Raw genomic sequence first — 20,131 nt, 5'->3', positions numbered from 1 at the left:
GCCAGTCTAGACTCCGTTTTGGTCAGTTTGGAAGCGTATCAGGCATTTTCCTGCGTCAGCGCACGAAACCGCAGCAGCCCGTGATGTACAAGGAGATCTTCGTCGTAACGGGCCTCGGTGAATTCGAGCGACAGGCGTGTCTTGCCGCGCCGGCCGACAACCAGCGCGGCGTTGGCAAGGCGGGCCTTGACGGCGGCCATGATGGCAAGGGTTTCGTCTTCACCATGAGCTTTCGACCAGACGTGCAGCGTGATCAGCTGATCATCGTTGTTCTCGGCGCCGGTGTCCCAGTCAAAGGCGCTGGTCTGGCCACAAGTCACATAAGGGAACGCGGCATTGTCGGCCGCCCTTTCGAGCAGCCCGGCGCCACCGAGCAGCGCCGACAACGACTTGTCGGTTTTGAGCCTCAGAAAAAGTGCCTGCAGCAAATCGCCGGGCGCTGTCATATTCATTCCTCAAGCCGCTGTGCAACCGACAATGCGTTTCCAAGCCTGCCGGTTTCCCTGTGCCTTGCCAGATATAGCGTTGGCTACGGGAAAACGACGGCGATTCGTCATAAGAATTATGCATGCTGATGATCTCGAAAATACGACTTGCCGACAATCCCGCCGATAGATGCGGAAGACCAGGACCAGGAAGCCGCGCATCAAGCATCGGCGCCGCCCGGCAGGTAGCGCATGAATTTGGTGTCCCGCTTGCCTGACCGCGCGATCTTGCCTCATATGGATGGGTCCACGATGGAATGTTCCTTGCCGGCTCTAGCCAGGCAACGGGGGCATTTTCCCGAGATTTTCGGAGCTGATGATGCTCGATCCAGAAAAGGCCAGAGCCGCGTCCCGGTTGCTGGTGGACCATTGGGACAAGGGCACCCGTCTCGACGCCATACCCCTCGAGTTGCGGCCGCAAACGCGGATCGACGGTTACGCCATCCAGTCGCATGTGATGGATCGCTCAGCGGCCCCGCTTTTCGGCTGGAAGATCGCAGCAACCAGCCTCGCCGGACAAAGGCATATCAACGTCGACGGCCCGATGGCCGGGCGTCTCATCGCCGAGAAATCGGTCGAGGTTGGCGGGACCGTTTCGCTCGCGACGAGCAAGATGCGCGTGGCGGAGATCGAATTCGCCTTCCGCTTCGGCCGCCAGTTGCCGTCGCGTCCAGTACCCTATGAAATCGCCGAGGTGATGGAAGCCGTGGCGACCTTGCACCCGGCGATCGAAATACCGGACTCACGCTATGACGATTTCTGCGCCGTCGGAGCGCCGCAGCTCATAGCCGACAACGCCTGTGCCAATCTGTTTGTCATCGGCGAGGCGATAGAAGACGACTGGCGCGACGTGAATCTCGCGGAGCACCCGGTGGTCGGGTTCGTTTCCGGCAAATCCCGGCACGATGGAAAGGGCGCGGCCGTGCTGGGCGACCCTCGGATCGCGCTCACATGGATCGTCAATGAACTCTCGGGCTTGGGCATGGCACTTGAGCCGGGACAGGTGGTGATTACAGGCACCTGCGTGACGCCGATAAGCGTCGAGGCCGGCGACGAAGTGATTGGCGATTTGGGCCGGTTCGGCCGCGTGTCGGTACGGTTTATCTAGGCCCCGGTGCGCAACCTGACCACGAAGCTGCGCACCGCAAGCACCAGCACGGTGATGATGATCAGGATCACCGACAGGGCCGCGATCGCCGGGTCGATGTTGTCGCGCAGGCCCATCCACATCAGGCGCGGCAGCGTGATGGCATTGACCGAGGTGATGAACAAGGTAACGCCAATCTCTTCCCAAGAGAGCACGAAGGACAAAAGCGCCGCGGTGATGATGCCGAACTTGATGTTGGGCATGATGATGCGGGTGGCACGCTCCCAGACACTGGCGCCTAGTCCCCTCGCCGCAAGGTCGATGCGCCGATCTATCTGGCTGAGCGAGACGAGGATCAGCACCGTGGCGAAGGGCACCGTCATCACCGAATGCGCCATGGCGACGCCGAGCCAGGTGTCGTAGCCGAAGAACGAGCTGAAGCCTGAGATCGAGGTCAGCAGGAAGTAGAGCGTGATTGCCGAGACCACCGGCGGCACGACCATCGGCAGCAGCACGAAACCGACCAGCGCGGCGGTGAAGCGGGGCTGGAACATCCACACACCAAGGCTGAAGCAGAGCGCCAGCACGGTGGAAATCGCGCTGCTGACGATCCCGATCCGGATTGACAGCAGGATCGACTGGATCCAGCGCGGGTCCTCGATCAGCGAGCGATAGTGGCGCAACGACAGTTCTCCGGACGGCATTGCCAGCATGCGGCTCGGCGTCAGGGACACAGGGATGACGGCCAGCAGCGGCATCAGCAGGAACAGCGCCACCAGGGCGGCGAGGATCAGCGAGACGGGCCCGGGGCGATAGGTCGGCATCAGATCAACTGCTTCGGTCTGACATAGCGGAACAGCAGCGCCATCAGCGCCCCCACGAACAGCACCAGCACGACGCTGATCGCAGCCCCCAGCCCCCAATCCGGGCTCTGGAAAATCCTGAGATAGATCAGTTCGGCGATCATCACGCTGCGGCCGCCGCCGAGGATCGCCGGCGTGACGAAGAAGCCGAGCGAGAAGACGAAGACGATCAGCGCCGAGCCTATGATGCCGGAGCGGGTCATCGGCACGAACACCGTCCAGAAGGTGCGCATGCGGCTGGATCCAAGCCCGCGTGCCGCGAGCAGCACGCGCTCGTCGAGGCTGCGCATGGCCGACGCCAGCGGAAAGACCGCGAAGGGAATGAGGAAATGCGCCATGCCGACGACGACGCCGAACTCGTTACGCACCAGGGTCAGCGGTTCGGAGATGAAACCGATCGATTGCAGCCAGGTGTTGATCAGGCCGCGATTGGACAAAAGCGCCACCCAGCCGAAGGCGCGTGTCAGCACCGAAATCCAGAATGGCACCAAGATACAGAATTCGGCGATGAGGCGTTGCGCCGGGCTGCCGCGCACCCAGACGACCGTGATGGCATAGGCGGCGGCAACGGAAACGACCGTGACGATCGCCGCGATGCGCAGCGTGCGGATGAACACCGACTGGACCAGATCGTCGGTGAGCAACGCTTCATACTGGCCAAGCCCCGGCGTCGGCAGAGTAAAACTCCACTTCACCACGCCGAGGAACGGCCAGGCATAGGCCAGGACGAGGAACAGGAGCAGCGGCGCCATCAACAGCGCCGCGCCCATCCTGTCGGAGAGAACGCCTCTCATCTCAGATCAGCATCCAGCTCTCAGGCGGAGATGATCTTGGTGTATTCGTCGAGCGCCGCGCCGTAGTTCTTGGCGTACCACTCCATGTCGAGCGCGATCTGCTTCTTCATGTTTTCGGGATCGACCGGGTTGATGCGCTTCTTGTCGGCGGGGATCAGCGCGTCGGCCGCCGGATTGGCCGGGCCCTGGCCGAGCTTGTCGAACATGACGAGCTGCTTTTGCGGATCCTGTGCGCTGGCGATGAACTTCATCGCCGCGTCCTTGCCTCCGGGGTTGTTCTTGAGCACGGCCAGCGCGCCGGGCGAGATCAGGCCCTGGTCCCAGATGAACTTGATCTTGCCGCCGGAATCCTGCTCGATCAGCGAGGCGCGGGTGGACCAGACGATGGCCATCGAGGCCTCGCCATTGAGCAGCACGCTCTGGCTCTCTGCGCCGCCGCCCCAGTAGGCGACGACATTTTCCTTGAAGGCGGCGATCTTGTCATGCGCCCGCTTCAGGTCGAGCGGATAGAGCGACGCCGGCGCGATGCCGTCGGCCAGAAGGGCCGCTTCCCAGCTCGAAACGCCCCATTTGTAGAGCGAGCGCTTGCCGGGGAACTTCTTCACATCGAAGAAGTCGGCCATGCCTGTCGGGGCATCCTTGCCATATTTCTCGGAATCGTAGGCGATGACATAGGAGAAGAAATAGGTCGAGGCGGCATACTCCCAGCCGAAGCCTGGCCGCATCTTCGTCTTGTCGACGATCTTGTAGTCGATCGGCTCGAGCGCACCCTGGGCACCGAGCGTGATGGCCGAGAACGGATCGACGTCGACCAGATCCCAGGTCGGCGCGCCGCTCTTGAACTGCGCCGAAATGGCGCCCTCTGTCGGGCCCGAGCCGTCCATCTTGACGGTGATGCCGGTGTCCTTGGTGAAGGCCTGGCCATAGGCCGCATCATAGGCGGTGATGGCGTCGCCGCCCCAGTTGACCAGCACCAGTTCCTTGGCCTGGGCGAAGGCACCTGTCGAGCGCAGCAGCATCGGTGCGCCGGCGAGCACGAGAGCTGCGAGCTGCGTGAACTGGCGGCGCGAAATCTCGCCGCGTCTGGTCCTTTCGGACAGCGTCTCGATTGCGTGTTTCTTGGTATCGTTCATGTCAGTTCCCCTTTGTTTTAGTTGATTTCAATCCGGAAGCCGGTGCGGCAGATCAAGCCGCGCCAGCGCTCATTGTCCTCCATCCGGAAGGAGGAAACCCTTTTCCGCCGGCCAGGTCAGCCAGACGGAGTTGCCCTTGCTCAGCGCCGCGGCCGCGACCTCGTTCGGCACCGAGACGGTCACTTTCGCGCCTTGCCGCGTGGTCAGGTCGAGTTTGGTCGCCGCGCCCAGATAGGTCGAAGCGATGGCGGTGGCGGCGATGCCATTTTCGCCGGCGGCTGCCTCCCGCGCGATCGACATGTGCTCCGGCCGGATCGCCAGGATGGCGTCTCCACGGACTTTCTCGGCCTTGCAGTGCATGTTGACAGCGCGGTCCTCGCAAAGGCCCGTCGAGCCATTGTCGGCGGGCTTAACCCCCTTCAGCGGCAACATGTTGATCTCGCCGAGGAATTCGGCGACGAAGCGGTTGTCCGGCCGATCATAGACTTCGTCCGGCGCGCCGACCTGAAGCAGCTTGCCATGATTGAAGATGGCGACGCGCGAGGACAGCGCCAGCGCCTCGCTCTGGTCGTGGGTAACGAAGACGAAGGTGGTGCCGGTTTCCTGGTGCAGGCGCTTCATCTCGGCCTGCATCTGGCCGCGCAAGCTCTTGTCCAGCGCCGAGAACGGCTCGTCGAGCAAAAGCACGCCCGGCTCGAACACCAGCGCCCGGGCAAGCGCCACGCGCTGCTGCTGGCCGCCGGAGAGCTGCGCAGGCAGCTTCTTTTCGTGGCCGATCAGGCCGACGCGCTCGATCATCTCGCCGACACGCTTCTTGATCTCGGAGGCCGATTTCTTGCGGACCTTGAGCGGGAAGGCGATGTTGGCCTCGACGCTCATATGCGGGAACAGAGCATAGCCCTGGAACACCATGCCGGCGGCGCGCTGCTCGGCCGGGCGGTTGGTGATATCGGCGCCATCGCTGAGGAGACGGCCCTCGGTCGGCTGCACGAAGCCGGCCAGGATCATCAGGAAGGTGGTCTTGCCAGAGCCGGAGGGGCCGAGCAGCGTGAGGAACTCGCCGCGGCCGATATCGAGCGTCAGATTGTCCAACGCACGGAACGAGCCGAAGCTCTTGCCGATCCCGATTGCCTTGATCTCTGCGGCCCGGCCGGGTTGCTGCATCCTGCCTCTTCCTCAGTCCCAGGCGGAAATCGTAGGCAGGCCGGCGGCTCACCGCAACCGAATAGTTTTCGCCTGATCGGCAAATTTGATTCACGTCTGGGCGGCTGGCGCCATTTCGCCCTCAATAGGGCTGAATGCGGTTCTCCGAGAGCTTCGACCTCAGCCACCCCGCGAACGCGTCCAGCACCGGGTGCGAAGCCTTGGCGTGTTCGGAGACGAGGAAGTAGGAGCGCGGCGACTTGATCGCGATGTCGAACGGCCGGACCAGCCGGCCTTCGCTGAGTGCCCGGCGGCTGGTCAGTTCGTCGCCCATGGCAATGCCCTGGCCGGCAATCGCCGCCGAGAAGACGAGGTTCATGTCGGAAAAGAAGATGCCGCCCTCCGTGTCTGGGTTTTCGACCTTGGAAAGGGCCAGCCAGCGCGCCCAATCCTCGGTATCATCGAGATGGAGCAGATTGGCGCGCAACACGTCCGCTGGCTTCGAAAAGCCGCCGACCTTGTTCAGCAGCGTCGGGCTGCAGAGCGGCGTGAACGAGATTTCGCACAGCAGCTCGGCCATGCGGTTCGGCCAGTTGCCGACGCCAAAGGCGATGAAGGCGTCGGCATCCGCATTGCTGACATCGTCGAGCCGCCTAGGCGTCAGGATACGCAGCGCCACATCGGGGTACATCTGCCGGAATTCGCCAATATGGGTGCATAGAAACAGGGAGGCGAAGCCCGGGGTGCAGGAGACGGCGAACGAACCGCCGACGCCGGTGCCGGCATCGCGCGTCACCGCATCGCCAAGAACGGTGAGCGCCTTGCGCACGTCACTGGCATAGCGCTGGCCGCGCGGAGTGAGCGCGACGCCCTTGCCGATGCGCTCAAGCAGATCGAAGCCGAGGTCGCGTTCGAGAAGCCGCAACTGGTGACTTACCGCGCTGCGGGTGAGGTGCAGTTCGTCGGCGGCACGCCAGACGCTGCCGTGGCGGGCGAAACTGTCGAGGGCGCGCAGCGCCTGCGTGGAGGGAATTCTCAAGAGGTGAACCGAATTTGCACGAACCGGGAAAACATATCACTTTTTGGCGAGCCGCTTCACTGCTTTCTTTGATGCATGGACAAACCGGTGACGACATCAGCGCAAGAGACGGCCCTTGCCTGCCTCGATGGCATCCAGCCGCTGCTGTCGGCGTGGACGCGCACCATCTTCGATTTCGGCGAGACCGCCTGGCGCGAATATCAGTCCGCCGCCTGGTATGTGGAGCGGCTGAAGCGAGAAGGCTTTGCCGTCGAGGAAGGTTCCGGTGGCATGCCGACCGCGTTCTGCGCCCATTGGACGAATGGCGCCGGGCCGACGGTAGGCCTCTATGCCGAGTATGACGCAGTGCCCGGCAACTGCCAGGACGCGGTGACGGTGAAGCAGCCGCGGCCCGGCCTCGGCGTCGAGGCCGGTGGCCACACCGACCCGCATTCGGGGCTCGGCATGGCAAGCCTCGGCGGCCTGCTGGCCGCCAAGGCGGCGATGCAGCACCATGGCATTCCAGGCACGCTGCGCTTCACCGGCGAGCCGGCCGAAAAGGTGCGGGGGTCAAAGCCGATCCATGCCGCGAAGGGCTACTATGACGGCCTTGCCGGCATGATCTCGTTCCATCCCTTCTACATGCTGCCGCTCTGCAACACGGCGCGCTGGGACACGCATTGCGGTGCCGCCTACGCCATGATCTACCGCTTTGTGTGCGACGAGCCCGAAAACTGGGTTCGCGCGGGCGATGGCGCGCCGATCCCGCAGGCGCATTCTGCGGTGCGGGCGCCCGGTGCCAATGACGCGCTGATGACGATGTACATGGCCTCCAGGGCGCTGCGCGATTCCATGTTGCCGCATCAGGGCGGCTGGTCGATCAGCGAGGCGATCCTGACCGCCGGCCAGGCCACCGCCGACAACCTGCCGGCGGGGCTGGCCGAGATCCAGTACATGATCCGCGTGCCGACCATTGCCATGGCCGAACAGGTCACCGCCGTGCTCGACCGCAATGCCGCGGCCGCCGCCGCGATCAGCGGCTGTCGATACGAGCGCCATTGGGTTTCGAAGTCGCGGCCCGGACTGGCCAATCACGCCATGGCCGGGATCGCCTATGACGCGCTCTCGACGGTCGGACCACCACACTGGGACGAGCCCGCAAAGGCCGTCGCGCGCGAAATCCAGGTCAACGCCGGTGGTACGGCAACCGAAAATCCCTTCATTGATGAGCTGGAGAGGCTGATTTCGCCACAGGAGGCCGAGGCGATCCTGCGCCGCGACCTGCCGCCCTCGCAGATGAATTCGACCTCCGACGACTACACCGACATGAGCTGGCATGCGCCGACCGCGCGCTTCTATGTCGCGCGCCCGGCGCTGCGTTCGGCGAATGGCCACGTTTATCCCTCCTGGGTAATGAATGCGCTGGGCGGCATCTCCGCTACCATCGACCCGATGGTCACCTGTGCGGCCAAGACGGTCGCGCTGTCGGCGCTGCGCCTGCTCGAGGATAGAAAAGCCCGCGATGCGGCGATGGACGAGTTCATCACCCGTACCGGCGGCGGCGTTGGCGGCGCGAACTGGATCGCGCCGCTGTGCGACTATGAACCGCCGATCAATTTCCGTTGGCCGGAATACGTCTCCACGGCGCGCGGCCGCGACTGGTGGATCCCAAGCAATGCATGACCCGACCAACCCTTGAGAACAAGCCCACGAGGAGAACACCATGACCGTTCATGATCGCATCGAGCCGTTTTCGCTGCAACGCCGCAATCCGGCAGGCGGCACCAAGCCGCTGACCGCCTGGGGTTTCGCCAACGAAACCGACGTGCTGACCGACGTGCTGCTCGGATCGCCGAACTTCCTGCGCCATCTGTCGACCAGTTCGCTGTCACGAAAACATCTGCGCGAAGCGCCGTGCAACGTCCAGATCGCGCAGGCGCAGCACAAGGACCTGGTTGCCGCCTACGAGCATTTCGGTGTCAACATCCACTGGCACGAGCCGACGCCGGAACTGCCGATGCAGGTTTATTCCCGCGATTCCAGCGTCATGACGCCCTATGGCGCCATCATCACCGCCATGGCCAACTGGTGGCGGCGCGGCGAGAACTACGCCGCCATCCGCACCTACGAAAAGCTCGGCATCCCGATCTATGACATGGTCACGGCGGGTACGTTCGAGGGCGGCGACTTCAACGTCATCGAAGAGGGCGTGGTGCTGATCGGCTGCGGCGGCGCCCGCACGCAGGAGGAAGGTGCGCGCCAGGTGCAGGCATGGTTCGACAAGGAGGGCTGGGAGACGCGCATCGCCTTCATCGACGAATACTATGTCCATATCGACCTGATGGTGGTGCCGATCGCCGAAAAGCTCACCGCGGTCTGCCTCGCCTGCACCGAGCCCGGCATTGTCGACTGGCTGAAGGGCAAGGGCCACGAGATCATCGACGTGCCCTTCCAGGACACGATGGCGCTCGGCTGCAACTTCATGTCGCTCGGCAAGGACCGGGTGATCGCGCCGACGTCCTCGAAGACGCTGATCGAAAAGCTCAAGGCGCGCGGCTTCGAGGTCGCGGCCGTCGACATGAGCGAGATCTCCAAGACCGGTGGCGGTATCCACTGCATGGCGCAGGCGCTGAAGCGCGAAGCGGCGTGAACGGTCCAGGCTTTTCGGGTGGGGCGATCGGTTACAGCCGTTCTCCCCGCTCCGCCATCGACAAACCTTGCGGCTGTGTCCTCGCCGCCCTTGTGAGCGTCGGCAAAATGGATGAATAGTCCAAACAGGGCGCCGCCCTGAAATTGCCCGCTTGCGGTTTTCAGGTCGCGCCACAGCCGAGCCGGGTTTTTTGAATGGTCAGCCCTGAACAGCGTAAGAGAAGAGGTCCGATCGCCTCCCGCCTTCTGGCGCTGGATGCCTGGATCGATTCCTCGCTCTACGAGATCGGGTTCAAGGCGCGCCAGTTCTGGGAGGCGGCGACAATCTTCTCGCGGCGCTTCCGTCTCAAGGGCTGGCGTCGCGGCATCATCGAGATTTTGAGCGAAGGTTTTACGCTCGGCGCCGGCGGCATTGTGGTGATGCTGGCGCTGGCCATCCCGGCGTTCCAGGATACGGCCGGCGACTGGCGCGCCCAGGGCGATTTCGCCGTCACCTTCCTCGACCGCTATGGCAACGAGATCGGCCAGCGCGGCATCATCCAGCGCGACTCGGTGCCGGTCGACGAGATGCCCGATCACGTCATCAAGGCAGTGCTCGCCACCGAGGATCGGCGTTTCTTCGATCACTACGGCATTGATGTTCTGGGCCTGTCGCGCGCGATCTTCGAGAATGTGCGCGCGAACTCGGTCGTCCAGGGCGGCTCCAGCATCACCCAGCAGCTGGCCAAGAACCTGTTCCTGACCAATGAGCGAACCTTCGAACGCAAGATCAAGGAGGCCTTCCTGTCGCTGTGGCTCGAAGCCAATCTGTCGAAGAAGGAAATCCTGCAGCTCTATCTCGACCGGGCCTATATGGGCGGCGGCACGTTCGGCATCGAAGCGGCGGCCGACTTTTATTTCGGCAAGAGCGTCAAGGACCTGAACCTTGCCGAGGCGGCAATGCTGGCCGGCCTGTTCAAGGCGCCGACCAAATACGCGCCGCACATCAACCTGCCGGCGGCGCGTGCCCGCGCCAACGTGGTGCTGTCCAACCTGGTCGATTCCGGCTTCATGACCGAAGGCCAGGTGCTGCAGGCAAGACTGCACCCGGCCGACGTCGTCGACCGCGGCGAACAGAAGAGTCCCGACTATTTCCTCGACTGGGCCTTCGACGAGGTCAAGAAGATCGCCAAGCCTGGCCAGCACTCGCTGGTTGCCCACACCACCTTCGACGCCAACATCCAGAAGGCGGCGGAAGAGTCCGTCGAATTCCACCTGCGCCAGTTCGGCAAGGAGTACAACGTCACTGAAGGCGCAGTGGTCGTCATCGAGACCAATGGCGCGGTGCGGGCGATCGTCGGCGGCCGCGACTACGGCGCCAGCCAGTTCAACCGCGCCACCAAGGCGCTGCGCCAGACCGGCTCGTCGTTCAAGCCCTATGTCTACGCCACGGCGATGGAGCATGGCTTCACGCCGAACTCTGTCATTTCGGGCGGACCGATCAGCTGGGGCAACTGGTCGCCGCACAATTACGGTGGCGAGTCGGCGGGCAACATCACGCTGCTGATGGCGATGGCCAAGTCAATCAACACCGTGCCGGTGCGGCTGGCCAAGGACCATCTCGGCATCGGTCCGATCAAGGCGATGGCGGAATCATTCGGGGTGGAATCGCCGCTGGAGGGGCACAAGACCATGGTGCTCGGCACTTCGGGCATGACCGTGATGGACCAGGCGACGGGCTACAGCGTGTTCGCCCAGAACGGCTTCGTCGGTTCCCGGCACGGCATCACCCAGCTCGTCACCCGCACCGGCGACGTGGTGTATGACTGGACCAAGGATGCGCCGCCGCCGCACCGGGTGCTCTCCGAGCAGGCGCTGAAATCCATGAACACCATGCTGACGGCAGTACCCGTGATGGGCACGGCCCGGCGTGCCCAGATTCCCAACATCGTCGTCGCCGGCAAGACCGGCACGACGCAATCCTACCGCGATGCCTGGTTCGTCGGCTTCACCGGCAACTACACGGCGGCCGTGTGGCTGGGCAATGATGATTTCACCCCGACCAAGAACATGACCGGCGGCTCGCTGCCGGCGATGGTGTGGCAGCGCCTGATGGTCTACGCGCACCAGAACATCGATCTGAAGCCGATCCCCGGCATCGACAAGCCGTTCGTCGACGAGGAAATCGCGGCCAAGGCCGCGGACGCGCAGAAGAAGAGCGAGGAACAGGCCGCGGCCGAGGCGGCCGCCGAACGCCCGCCGGTGCTGTCGAGCCGGACAACGCAGACGCTGAGGGACATGACCCAGCTGTTCCAGTCGGCGCCCAAACTCGACGCCCCTGCCCCGCCCGAAACGCTTTCGGCGCTGTGACATCCGCCCCGGCGCGGGTTTTAGCTCTTTGTTTTTATGCATGTCGTTCTCCCAAAACCGAGGCCACTTTCGGGCGACATGCATTAGCCGAGGTGCAAATCCACCACGCCGGCTTGCCACGAGGCCCCACGCCGCGATATCCCCGAACGGCAATCCTTCGCGCACGCGGCCCTTCATGCTCAAGAATGCCTTCCTGATGCTGCTTTCGCTTGCCATAGCCATTGGCGGCGGCGGCGCCAGTGTCTGGTATGCGCTGAATATCCAGGATGGCGTCGGGGCGATCCGCATCGGCCAATGGACCGCCTTCCCCGATATCGGCACGCCGGCCGCCGACCCCTATTCCAAGGCGCGCGTGGCGCGCGAGGGCGTGCTGGCGCTCGGCCGCGCCGAGGGCCTGTCCTTCGTCGCGGAAAATGATGCTGCCGGCGACCAGCTCAAGCGGGAATGCAGCTACAGAATAGAGGGCGGATTTCCGACGGCCCGCTTCTGGACGCTCTACGCCGCCGATCAATCGCTCGGCGTCGTCGAGACCGGCAAGCCGCGGCTTGCGGCCCTTCAGTCCTACGAGGTGCTGCGCCAGGCCGACAATTCGGTGATCATTTCAGTCGGCCATCATCCGATGCCCGGCAACTGGCTTTTGACCGACGGTTCCGGCCGGATGTATTTCGTCCTGACCTTCTACGACACGCCCATCGCCAGCAGCACCGGCCTATCGGACGTTTCGCTGCCCAGGATCGTGAAGGCCGGCTGCGATGCGTAATGTCCCAGCCGCGCTGCGCCGTCTTTTCCATGCCGTCCTGCTCGGCGTTGTCGGCGCCGGCATCGTGCACATCGTGGTGCTGCTTCTGGTGCCGGAATTTTCAGAACGCGACGCCTGGTCGCGCCTGTCCATGGCGTCCGATCTCTACAGAATGAACCGGCTCGATGCCGAGGCGGGCGGCGCGCCGGTGGTGAAATCGGTCGACCCGCTATTCTATGCCACGGCCTGCCGGTTCGACCTCGAGGAAGGAATGGTTCGGATCAAGGCGCCGGGGAACGTCCCCTTCTGGTCGGTCTCGGTCTATGACCGCAGTGGCCACAATGTCTATTCCTTCAACGATCGTACGGCGACCGGCGGCAAGCTCGACGCGGTTGTGCTGACACCTGCCCAGATGATCGATGTGCGCCAGGACTTGCCCGAGGATCTGCAGGGGGCGATCTTCGTCGAAGCGCCGATCGACGAGGGCATCTTCGTCATCCGCAGCTTCGTGCCGGACGACAGCTGGAAGCCGATCGTGTCGCGCTTTCTCGATCAGAGTTCCTGCGAGTTGCAGGATTTCTAAGCCGCTAGCCAAAAACCCAGAGCTGACGGCCTGACGGACCAGGCCGCGGCTTCAGTGATGCGGCACCGGTGTCCGCGGCGATCCCGGCTTGTCGGGCCCGGCCGGCCGCGCTTCAGCGGTGCTGGACCGCTCATAGCGGATGCCGGGAAAGATGATGACCGCCGCCGGTATTTCGGTGGTTTGCTTGGCTCGATTGGTCGGTGCCGCACGCGGCACGAAAGACAGTACCATGCCCATGATTCGCGCATTCCTCTCGGTTTCCCCGGAGCACAACGCAACGCCTCCAAATATCATTAAGGCCGGCAGAGGGTTAACGGAGCGCTAACGGATCACCGCTAACTTGATCTTTGTCTTGAGGTCTGGACGTTCTGACCAAGGCAATCGCGAAACCGACATGGTCCCGGTCGAGCGTGATCAAGGCTTTGTATCGAGTATCGGGTATCCTTCGTGTCATCTTCGGACTTCAGGCAAATCGCGATACGGACCGAATCAGGCAAGGCCGAAAGGCTGTTCCGTGCCGCAGTGTCGGCGTTCTGCTCGCTGACCCGCCCATCGCGCCGCGAGATCGGCCAGCTCGAGGACCTGACGCTGCCGCTGTTCGATGATGTGTCCGTCGAATCGCGGCGCTATGTGGCCGCTGCCCTTTCCGAATGTGAATATGCTCCCGCCGCGTTGGTGCGGCGCCTGTGCGAGGAACCGGTCGACATCGCCGCGCCGCTGCTGATCCGTTCGCGCGCCGTCAGCGATATCGACCTCATCGCGCTGATCGGCCGGCACGGGCTGCCGCATGCGCGCGCCATCGCACGCCGCAAGGATCTGAACCCGACCATCGCCGATCTGATCAGGGTGCTCGAAAGACCGACGCTGGTGCGGGTGCGGGATCCGGAGGTGCAGCCCCCCGCGGCACCAGCCGCCGCGCTCGTCAATGCGGAAGCGGCAGAGGACAGCGCGACAGCACAACAGCCCCCCGGCATTGCCGCCGAGAATGCACGGCGCAGGCTGCGCTCCATGATGCGCACCGGCGACGAAGCCCTGGCGGCGAGGGTCGACGCGTTCCCCGGTTCGGATACCTATGTCAAACTGCGCGAGACGGCGCTGACCGGAAACGCCGCGTTCTTCCAGACCGCGCTTGCGGACGCCCTCGACATTGATTTCTCGACCGCGCGCTCGCTGACCGCCAACCAGAACTATGCCTCACTGCTCGCGGCGCTGCGTTCGCTCGACCTCAGCGAGGACCGGGCCTTCCTGATCACGGTCGCCATATATCCCAGCCTGTTTCCGCATCCGCAGGCCATCCGCACCTATCTCGACCGCTACCGCCTGCTGCATCGCGATGTGGCACTGGACAAGGTGCGGGGTTGGAAGGCCGAGACGGTGTCCAGGATGGTTCGTGACGCCTCACCGGCGAACAGCGACAGCCGCAAGGCCTCGAACAGCGACGATGTCGCCGCCCCCGTCCTCAGGGCGTCTTCACGGAAATAAGCTCTTCGACCGGAACAGTCCCGGCCTCGATCTCGACCACCCAGATGTCCGGATCGAATTTTTTTTCCCTCTCAAGACGGGCGTCCAGCACGGCCGGATCGTCGCCGGCGGCGAGAAGGCTGAAGAAACGGTCATCGGGCTTGGCCGAATCATAACTTGTCTGCGGCGCCGGTCCGTAAAGGGCGATTTCACCCAGCCTGCCCCGCGCCAACACGAAGACAGCGCCGGCCTCGGTCGCGCCACGGTTGACCACGGCGGCAAATCCGCCAGCGCCGAAAACGCGGCGCACCAAGGCGGAAACCCACAGATCCGATGTGACGCGCATGAAAACTCCGCAAGCCGTGCGGGCTATCTAGCGATAATTCCACCGCTCGGCGAGCCGTCATTTCCCGATCAGTTGGTCAGGCCGATCTCGCGCATCTTGACGTAGACGATCTCGTCGGGCTCGCCGGTCTGCGGCAGACCGAACAGCGACTGGAATTCCTTGATCGCCGCCTTGGTGCGCGCGCCGACGACACCATCCAACCGCATGTCGTCATTGCCGAACGCCTTGAGTCCGGCCTGGATCTTGACGATGCGGGGGTCGGGTCCCTGGGCCGGGGCGGTATCCGCCTGCCCGGAATTCGCCTGCCCGGAATTCGCCTGCCCGGAATTTGTCTGCAGGGACACCGGGACGGCGGCCTGCGTATCCGGGCGAGGTTGCGGTTTGGGCACGGAGGCGGTCTTCGGCGTTGCGCCAAGCTGATCGAGCAACAGGGCATCGATCTCGCCGGAAGCGTTGAGCCCGACCTTCTGCTGGTAGGCCTGTATGGCCTTGCGCGTGTTGGGCCCGGAAATGCCGTCGACCGTGCCGGAATAGAAGTCGAGATCCTTCAATATGCCTTGCACCTGCTCGACCACCGGGTCGCCCTTCATCGGGGCGGGCGCCGCATTGGGCCGCACGATGTTGATCGTCGTCTCCGGTTCGTCGGAGGCAGTGTGCGGAAAACCCTGGAAATTGCGGGTGGCGAAGAACGCCCCGGCATGCGGGAAAGGCTGATACCACAGCGCATTCGCCGAGACATAGAATAGCGTCACCAGGAATGCCGTCGATCCGCCCACCAGCACGGGATTGCGCGAAATCATGCCGCCGACGGCGATGGCGCCGTCCTGGAAGGCGTTGCTGCGGCGTTTGACCGCCTTAGGCTGTTTTGCGGAGCGAGCCATTTCTGTCCCCTTTCGCCCTCGTCACCGGCATCGTCAGCACCCCTGCCTCGTTCGCCGGGCGCCCCTTCGGCCCGTTGACCGGCAGGCTGATGGTCACCGTGGTGCCCTCGCCCGGCATGCTTTCGATCGACATGGTGCCTTCGTGAAGCCCCACCAGCCCCTTCACCAGTGAAAGGCCAAGACCGGTCCCCTCGAAACGGCGCGTATAGTCGTTCTGGATCTGCATGAAGGGCTTGCCGAGGTTGGCGAAGTCCTCCTCGGCGATGCCGATGCCGGTGTCCCTGACCCAGAAATGCAGGCGCGAGCCGATCCGCTTGGCACCAACGACGACATCGCCGCCATCGGGCGTGAACTTGATCGCATTGGAGACGAGATTGATGAGGATCTGCTGCACCGCGCGGCGATCGGCGTTGATATCGCCGGCGTCGGGAGCGATCTGCGTCTGCAGGTCGATGTTCTTGGTCTGCGCCTGCAACCGCATCATCGACTGGCACATCTCGACGGCTTCCATGAACCGGAACGGCTCCGGTTCCGCCGTGTAGGCGCCCGATTCGATCCTCGACACGTCGAGTATGGATGTCACCACGGCCAGAAGATGCTGGCCTGAATCCCGCACAAGGCCGACATACTCTTTCTGGCGCGGATCCTTGAAGGCGCCGAACATCTCATGCAGCAGCATGTCCGAGAAGCCGATGATGGCGTTCAGCGGCGTGCGCAGTTCATGGCTGACCACCGCCAGGAATCGGCCCTTGGCCACTTCGGCGGCGGCTGCCACCTCATTGGCCTGTGCGAGTTCTCCGCGCAGCCGGGCTGTTTCGTCATTTTCGCGCAGGACCAGCGTGAAGACATCGCCCTGCTCCTCACCGCGCACCAGTTCCAGCAGGAACGGCCGATAATTATCGGCCATCAGGCGATTATCATTCTGGCCGTTGCCGTTCTGGGGCAGCCTGATGCGCAGTTCGAGGCGGCGCGACAGGGCACCATCACGCATGTCGGCAAGGGCGCTGAGATAGGAGACACGGTCCGACAGATGGACGCGGTCGAAGAAGCCCGTTCCGGAAAGCAGTTCAGGAGGCAATTTCAAAAGCGTGCGCGCCTTGGCGGACGCGTCCAGGACTTCACCGTGTCGGGCGACCCGCATGACCACCGCGTCGATGATGTCTTCCAGCCTGTCGCCCGGATCCAGCGTATCAGCCGCACCGGTGGTGTCGCGAAACGCCGATACGCGCGGGATGAGCGTCAGTGCCCAGGCCAACGGCACCAGCCAATGCCAGGCCGCGATCTGCGCGCCCGCGAAGGGTAGGAAGGCCGCTGCCAGAGGCTGAAGGGCAATGGCGGCTATGGCCGAGACCGCCCCCCACAGGGCCGCGCGGCGCGAAGTGCCGATCCACCAGGCTTCGAAAGGCAGCGCCAGGGCAAGCACGGCGACGGGAGAACTCAACCCGCCGGCGGCGGTGATGAGGCCGCCAAGGGCAACAGCCGCCATCGCGAGGGCGACCGGGGCCGCCGCGGCCATCTTGCCGGTCGCCGCCACCAGCAAGGCGACGAACCAGCACAGACCGAAGGCGGCGAAGATGGCGGCCATTGTCACAGCGGCGCCCATGCCTGATGTGACCAGCGTGACCGCGGCACCGGCGGCAAAGAATGGCGCCGCCAACATGACGCCGATGAAACGGCGCTGGCGTTCGCGGCCGCTCTGCCCAAGAATGGAGGGATGGACCATACGTTCGCAACCGGCGGCAATCGCGCCTGGCAATTCAGCGTATCTGGCCTTGATCGGCATCAATTCAACGCACTCGCACTCGTCGTGAACAGCTCTGCTTTTGCAGATTGTTTTGATTGGCTCTGAAACTCTCATCCAGCGTTTAAGGAATGGATAAGGCAGCGCCGACCAAAGCCCGGCCTGCGGCAAATATCGGGACGGCGACGGCCGAAAACCCGGGCAAATGCCGCCATAGTAAATGGAGGGTTATCTCCGAACGCCCACCGTCGGCGGACCATGGATGGGAATAGAACCGCCCCAATCCGAGGAAACATCAATGGAAACAAGCAGATCGATGGTTATCAGAAAGTAACGAAAATCGTCCCGATATGAAACAAATCCACTGCAAAACGCTTTGTTTCGAATTTGCCTAAAATTTGAGGAAAATTCTCTGCGAACCTGCAAGCCGTCCTTTGTGCCTGTGTGCCAAGATCCTGCCCATAAAAGAGGTCATGCCATGTGACGCATGATCCGGTCACGACGAGAGGCGAGGCATGTTCTTTCTGATAAGAATGGCTTTCTGGTTTTCACTGGTGCTGCTGGCGCTGCCGCTGAGTGTCGGTTCCGAGGAGCCCGGGCAGGAAAGCGTCGGGCCGATCCAGGCCCTGTTCGCGGCACGCGACGCGGTGGGTGACATTGCCGGCATCTGCGAGCGCAAGCCCGACGTCTGTGAAACCGGCAAGTCGGCGATGCACACCATCACCGCACGCGCCAAGGAGACGGCCAAGATCGCGGCCGCCATGCTGGACGACAAGTCCGCCGGCCCCGACACCTCGACAATGACGGGCAGCGTGCCGGAAGAGATCGTCTTGCCCGAGACCGTCAACCTGCCGGTAAAGAACTAGACTGCCGATAAGGAATTAAGCCGTCTCGACGGCACACCGCGGGCCGTCTGCCCTCTCGACGCCCGCGGTGTCCTTGTTTTTTCCGTGACGCGGCACTGCTGCGTGATTATATCCGGGTCATGACGACCACGATCCAGACGATCCGCGACGACTTCTCCTTCCTTGATGAGTGGGAGGACCGCTATCGTTACGTCATCGAGCTCGGCGAAGCGCTGCCTCCCTTCCCCGATGCGGAACGCAACACCGCCAACAAGGTGCCAGGTTGCGTCAGCCAGGTCTGGCTGACCACCGAACGGGGACCGGGCAGCGATCCGGTCATTACATTCACCGGCGATTCGGACGCCCATATCGTGCGCGGGCTGGTCGCGATCATGCTGGCGCTGTTTTCCGGAAGGACCGCCAGCGAAATCCAGAAAACCGATGCGGAAGCAACGCTGAAGGCACTCGGCCTGGACGAACACCTGTCGCCCCAGCGCGCCAATGGTCTCCGCTCGATGGTCAAGCGCATCAAGCGCGATGCCGAGGCGGCACTCAAGCAGACCGCCTGACGCCCCTGTCGGCCAACAATCGTGTCCCCAAAAGTCAAACGGCGCCCGAAGGCGCCGTCGATGTCGGTTCGACCTGACAGCGCAGCGACTATCGCGCCTTGCGCTTGCGGCCGAGGCCCATCTTCTTGGCAAGCTGCGAGCGGGCCGCCGCATAGTTCGGGGCAACCATCGGGTAGCTCGGGTCGAGGTTCCACTTTTCGCGATACTGGTCCGGCGTCAGATCATAGTGGGTCATCAGGTGACGCTTGAGCGACTTGAACTTCTTGCCGTCTTCAAGACAGACAATGTAGTCGTCATGAACCGAGCGCTTCGGATTGACAGCCGGCTTCTGCTTGTCGGCAGGGGGCTGTTCGGCGGTACCGCCCACGCGCCCGAGAGCGGCATGGACATCGGATATGAGGTTCGGCAGTTCGCCGACCGGGACGGGATTGTTGCTGACATAGGCGGCCACCACATCGGCGGTCAGCTCGATCAGCGCATCATTGTTTCTGGAAGGTGTTTCGACAATATCCATGATCTTCAGGCCCCAACAAGAGTTACGTCGGTCTGTGCCCCTTTTACAGGCAGGGCATTGCACGAATTTATGAAGGTAGAATTTCCTCGATTCGTGTCACGGTCGCATCAATGCGACCATAGCGCAAGTAAGTCAATTCTCTCTTTGCATTATATTTACGAAAGTTGATCAACTATTGGCCAATCAGCTTCAATCTTTCGTGCATTATGTAATTTTTCGATATTTCGCGCTCCAAACCGGCAAAGGCTGACGTTACGTCAGATCATCGTTACATTCGCGACAACTCACAAGACAGATTTCAATGCTCCGGTTTGCTTTGCCATCGGGTGAACAGTCTTGGTTGTCACATCCGCCAGCAAAACCACAGGTTGCCGCCGCCTTTTCGGGCAGGCGACCAAGGCGACATGTCCGCCAGCCGGCCGCCTCGGGGCCAATCGATGCCGCTCGATCAATACGGGGTGATGAACTTGCCATAGGCCCAGCCGGTGACGAAGGTGCCGTTCTTGGCTGGATCATGCCAGATCTCACACCAGCGATAGCGAACGGTCCGCCGTTGCTTCCATGCCGGTTGATTGGCGATGTCGAGCAGGTTTATGCCATCGGTGCATCGTCCGGTCATCTGCAGGACGGTCCCGTTCGGGTATGCGGCCTGCTTCTGGGATGTGGTTGATGGATATTTACGCACGTTGAGCGTGTCGCCGAACGGCAAATTGGCCACTTGCCAAGCCGCGAATACGGTCGCATGAGACTGGCCGGCAAAGACCAGTGTTAGCGAAGCAACGGCGAAAGTCGCGGCAATCCGAGACCGAATGGTCATCATCTTTCCTCCCGGCCCATCTCAAGGAGCCGACACCACCTCTAGGCTGCAGCCCTTGAACCCACCCTGATCGGCGTGTTCATTCACCATTCAAGATATTCCCCAGCGAGACGC

General features: G+C 63.0%; 21 protein-coding genes. 9 read left to right on the top strand and 12 right to left on the bottom strand.

The window, feature by feature from the left end; all coding sequences use genetic code 11:
• Positions 1-38: 38 nt before the first annotated feature.
• Positions 39-446 (bottom strand): DUF3168 domain-containing protein, encoded by a 408-nt coding sequence (locus AC1VON_RS16005; protein ID WP_172351259.1) that lies wholly within the window; start codon positions 444-446, stop codon positions 39-41.
• 358 nt (positions 447-804) lie between these two features.
• On the opposite strand from AC1VON_RS16005, the gene AC1VON_RS16000 reads away from it, so the two are divergent.
• Positions 805-1,593 carry a 2-keto-4-pentenoate hydratase gene (locus AC1VON_RS16000; protein ID WP_172351260.1) on the top strand — a complete coding sequence of 263 codons (789 nt, stop codon included), beginning with the start codon at positions 805-807 and terminating at the stop codon, positions 1,591-1,593.
• On the opposite strand, the gene AC1VON_RS15995 is transcribed toward AC1VON_RS16000, so the two are convergent.
• From AC1VON_RS15995 to AC1VON_RS15975, 5 genes are all read right to left on the bottom strand, one after another.
• Entirely contained in the window at positions 1,590-2,396 is an 807-nt protein-coding gene (locus tag AC1VON_RS15995) for an ABC transporter permease (RefSeq protein WP_172351261.1), read from the bottom strand. The two genes, AC1VON_RS16000 and AC1VON_RS15995, sit on opposite strands and share 4 nt — an antisense overlap.
• Complete coding sequence (locus AC1VON_RS15990) at positions 2,396-3,229, bottom strand: ABC transporter permease (protein WP_172351262.1); 834 nt, start codon at positions 3,227-3,229, stop codon at positions 2,396-2,398. The genes AC1VON_RS15995 and AC1VON_RS15990 overlap by 1 nt, the downstream gene beginning before the upstream one ends.
• A gap of 20 nt (positions 3,230-3,249) precedes the next feature.
• Entirely contained in the window at positions 3,250-4,362 is a 1,113-nt protein-coding gene (locus tag AC1VON_RS15985) for an ABC transporter substrate-binding protein (RefSeq protein ID WP_172351263.1), read from the bottom strand.
• Positions 4,363-4,431: 69 nt separating this feature from the next.
• A complete protein-coding gene (locus AC1VON_RS15980) occupies positions 4,432-5,526 on the bottom strand; it encodes an ABC transporter ATP-binding protein (protein ID WP_483124167.1) in 1,095 nt (364 codons plus the stop codon).
• Positions 5,527-5,647: 121 nt separating this feature from the next.
• Positions 5,648-6,544, bottom strand: a complete 897-nt coding sequence (locus AC1VON_RS15975) for a LysR substrate-binding domain-containing protein (protein WP_140768646.1) — start codon at positions 6,542-6,544, stop codon at positions 5,648-5,650.
• Positions 6,545-6,619: 75 nt separating this feature from the next.
• Here AC1VON_RS15975 and AC1VON_RS15970 point away from each other — a divergent pair, with 75 nt between their 5' ends.
• The 5 genes from AC1VON_RS15970 to AC1VON_RS15950 all read left to right on the top strand — a co-directional run bounded on the left by AC1VON_RS15970 (position 6,620) and on the right by AC1VON_RS15950 (position 12,843).
• Complete coding sequence (locus tag AC1VON_RS15970; protein ID WP_483124166.1) at positions 6,620-8,206, top strand: zinc-binding metallopeptidase family protein; 1,587 nt, start codon at positions 6,620-6,622, stop codon at positions 8,204-8,206.
• Between the two features lie 40 nt (positions 8,207-8,246).
• Positions 8,247-9,173 (top strand): dimethylarginine dimethylaminohydrolase family protein, encoded by a 927-nt coding sequence (locus AC1VON_RS15965; RefSeq protein ID WP_483124165.1) that lies wholly within the window; start codon positions 8,247-8,249, stop codon positions 9,171-9,173.
• Positions 9,174-9,367: 194 nt separating this feature from the next.
• Positions 9,368-11,521 carry a transglycosylase domain-containing protein gene (locus AC1VON_RS15960; protein WP_483124164.1) on the top strand — a complete coding sequence of 718 codons (2,154 nt, stop codon included), beginning with the start codon at positions 9,368-9,370 and terminating at the stop codon, positions 11,519-11,521.
• Positions 11,522-11,696: 175 nt separating this feature from the next.
• A complete protein-coding gene (locus AC1VON_RS15955) occupies positions 11,697-12,281 on the top strand; it encodes a DUF1214 domain-containing protein (protein ID WP_172351269.1) in 585 nt (194 codons plus the stop codon).
• A complete protein-coding gene (locus tag AC1VON_RS15950; RefSeq protein WP_172351270.1) occupies positions 12,274-12,843 on the top strand; it encodes a DUF1254 domain-containing protein in 570 nt (189 codons plus the stop codon). Before AC1VON_RS15955 ends, AC1VON_RS15950 begins: the two co-directional genes overlap by 8 nt.
• A 51-nt stretch (positions 12,844-12,894) precedes the next feature.
• Here the strand turns inward: AC1VON_RS15950 and AC1VON_RS15945 are convergent, their stop codons facing one another.
• The gene (locus tag AC1VON_RS15945) at positions 12,895-13,080 is read right to left on the bottom strand and encodes a hypothetical protein (protein WP_136090370.1); all 186 of its coding nucleotides are present in this window, start codon (positions 13,078-13,080) and stop codon (positions 12,895-12,897) included.
• 210 nt (positions 13,081-13,290) lie between these two features.
• On the opposite strand from AC1VON_RS15945, the gene AC1VON_RS15940 reads away from it, so the two are divergent.
• The gene (locus AC1VON_RS15940; RefSeq protein ID WP_483124163.1) at positions 13,291-14,325 is read left to right on the top strand and encodes a hypothetical protein; all 1,035 of its coding nucleotides are present in this window, start codon (positions 13,291-13,293) and stop codon (positions 14,323-14,325) included.
• On the opposite strand, the gene AC1VON_RS15935 is transcribed toward AC1VON_RS15940, so the two are convergent.
• The 3 genes from AC1VON_RS15935 to AC1VON_RS15925 form a co-directional block, all read right to left on the bottom strand.
• Positions 14,303-14,650, bottom strand: a complete 348-nt coding sequence (locus tag AC1VON_RS15935; protein ID WP_172351273.1) for a DUF1491 family protein — start codon at positions 14,648-14,650, stop codon at positions 14,303-14,305. The genes AC1VON_RS15940 and AC1VON_RS15935 overlap by 23 nt on opposite strands.
• Before the next feature lie 68 nt (positions 14,651-14,718).
• Positions 14,719-15,531, bottom strand: coding sequence for a peptidoglycan-binding domain-containing protein (locus AC1VON_RS15930; protein WP_483124162.1), 813 nt, complete (start codon positions 15,529-15,531; stop codon positions 14,719-14,721).
• On the bottom strand, positions 15,506-17,254 hold the full coding sequence (locus AC1VON_RS15925) for a sensor histidine kinase (protein ID WP_483124161.1): 1,749 nt from the start codon (positions 17,252-17,254) through the stop codon (positions 15,506-15,508). Before AC1VON_RS15925 ends, AC1VON_RS15930 begins: the two co-directional genes overlap by 26 nt.
• A gap of 533 nt (positions 17,255-17,787) precedes the next feature.
• Between AC1VON_RS15925 and AC1VON_RS15920 the strand changes: the two genes are divergently transcribed.
• The gene (locus AC1VON_RS15920) at positions 17,788-18,138 is read left to right on the top strand and encodes a DUF5330 domain-containing protein (protein WP_056563621.1); all 351 of its coding nucleotides are present in this window, start codon (positions 17,788-17,790) and stop codon (positions 18,136-18,138) included.
• Positions 18,139-18,257: 119 nt separating this feature from the next.
• On the top strand, positions 18,258-18,686 hold the full coding sequence (locus AC1VON_RS15915; protein WP_172351276.1) for a SufE family protein: 429 nt from the start codon (positions 18,258-18,260) through the stop codon (positions 18,684-18,686).
• 88 nt (positions 18,687-18,774) lie between these two features.
• Here the strand turns inward: AC1VON_RS15915 and AC1VON_RS15910 are convergent, their stop codons facing one another.
• Positions 18,775-19,200 carry a Ros/MucR family transcriptional regulator gene (locus AC1VON_RS15910; protein WP_010915014.1) on the bottom strand — a complete coding sequence of 142 codons (426 nt, stop codon included), beginning with the start codon at positions 19,198-19,200 and terminating at the stop codon, positions 18,775-18,777.
• 448 nt (positions 19,201-19,648) lie between these two features.
• Positions 19,649-20,017 (bottom strand): SH3 domain-containing protein, encoded by a 369-nt coding sequence (locus tag AC1VON_RS15905; protein WP_172353017.1) that lies wholly within the window; start codon positions 20,015-20,017, stop codon positions 19,649-19,651.
• Positions 20,018-20,131 lie beyond the last annotated feature (114 nt).

The sequence above is a fragment of the Mesorhizobium sp. HAY1-8B genome (genome assembly GCF_056868045.1).
This window is presented reverse-complemented; position numbering and strand designations above follow the sequence as displayed.

Bases quoted from the DNA above. Each gene is read 5' to 3' on its own strand.
- AC1VON_RS16005 (WP_172351259.1), bottom strand. From the start codon at position 446: ATGACAGCGCCCGGCGATTTGCTGCAGGCACTTTTTCTGAGGCTCAAA.
- AC1VON_RS16000 (WP_172351260.1), top strand. From the start codon at position 805: ATGCTCGATCCAGAAAAGGCCAGAGCCGCGTCCCGGTTGCTGGTGGAC.
- AC1VON_RS15995 (WP_172351261.1), bottom strand. From the start codon at position 2,396: ATGCCGACCTATCGCCCCGGGCCCGTCTCGCTGATCCTCGCCGCCCTG.
- AC1VON_RS15990 (WP_172351262.1), bottom strand. From the start codon at position 3,229: ATGAGAGGCGTTCTCTCCGACAGGATGGGCGCGGCGCTGTTGATGGCG.
- AC1VON_RS15985 (WP_172351263.1), bottom strand. From the start codon at position 4,362: ATGAACGATACCAAGAAACACGCAATCGAGACGCTGTCCGAAAGGACC.
- AC1VON_RS15980 (WP_483124167.1), bottom strand. From the start codon at position 5,526: ATGCAGCAACCCGGCCGGGCCGCAGAGATCAAGGCAATCGGGATCGGC.
- AC1VON_RS15970 (WP_483124166.1), top strand. From the start codon at position 6,620: ATGGACAAACCGGTGACGACATCAGCGCAAGAGACGGCCCTTGCCTGC.
- AC1VON_RS15965 (WP_483124165.1), top strand. From the start codon at position 8,247: ATGACCGTTCATGATCGCATCGAGCCGTTTTCGCTGCAACGCCGCAAT.
- AC1VON_RS15960 (WP_483124164.1), top strand. From the start codon at position 9,368: ATGGTCAGCCCTGAACAGCGTAAGAGAAGAGGTCCGATCGCCTCCCGC.
- AC1VON_RS15955 (WP_172351269.1), top strand. From the start codon at position 11,697: ATGCTCAAGAATGCCTTCCTGATGCTGCTTTCGCTTGCCATAGCCATT.
- AC1VON_RS15950 (WP_172351270.1), top strand. From the start codon at position 12,274: ATGCGTAATGTCCCAGCCGCGCTGCGCCGTCTTTTCCATGCCGTCCTG.
- AC1VON_RS15945 (WP_136090370.1), bottom strand. From the start codon at position 13,080: ATGGGCATGGTACTGTCTTTCGTGCCGCGTGCGGCACCGACCAATCGA.
- AC1VON_RS15935 (WP_172351273.1), bottom strand. From the start codon at position 14,650: ATGCGCGTCACATCGGATCTGTGGGTTTCCGCCTTGGTGCGCCGCGTT.
- AC1VON_RS15930 (WP_483124162.1), bottom strand. From the start codon at position 15,531: ATGGCTCGCTCCGCAAAACAGCCTAAGGCGGTCAAACGCCGCAGCAAC.
- AC1VON_RS15925 (WP_483124161.1), bottom strand. From the start codon at position 17,254: ATGGTCCATCCCTCCATTCTTGGGCAGAGCGGCCGCGAACGCCAGCGC.
- AC1VON_RS15920 (WP_056563621.1), top strand. From the start codon at position 17,788: ATGTTCTTTCTGATAAGAATGGCTTTCTGGTTTTCACTGGTGCTGCTG.
- AC1VON_RS15915 (WP_172351276.1), top strand. From the start codon at position 18,258: ATGACGACCACGATCCAGACGATCCGCGACGACTTCTCCTTCCTTGAT.
- AC1VON_RS15910 (WP_010915014.1), bottom strand. From the start codon at position 19,200: ATGGATATTGTCGAAACACCTTCCAGAAACAATGATGCGCTGATCGAG.
- AC1VON_RS15905 (WP_172353017.1), bottom strand. From the start codon at position 20,017: ATGACCATTCGGTCTCGGATTGCCGCGACTTTCGCCGTTGCTTCGCTA.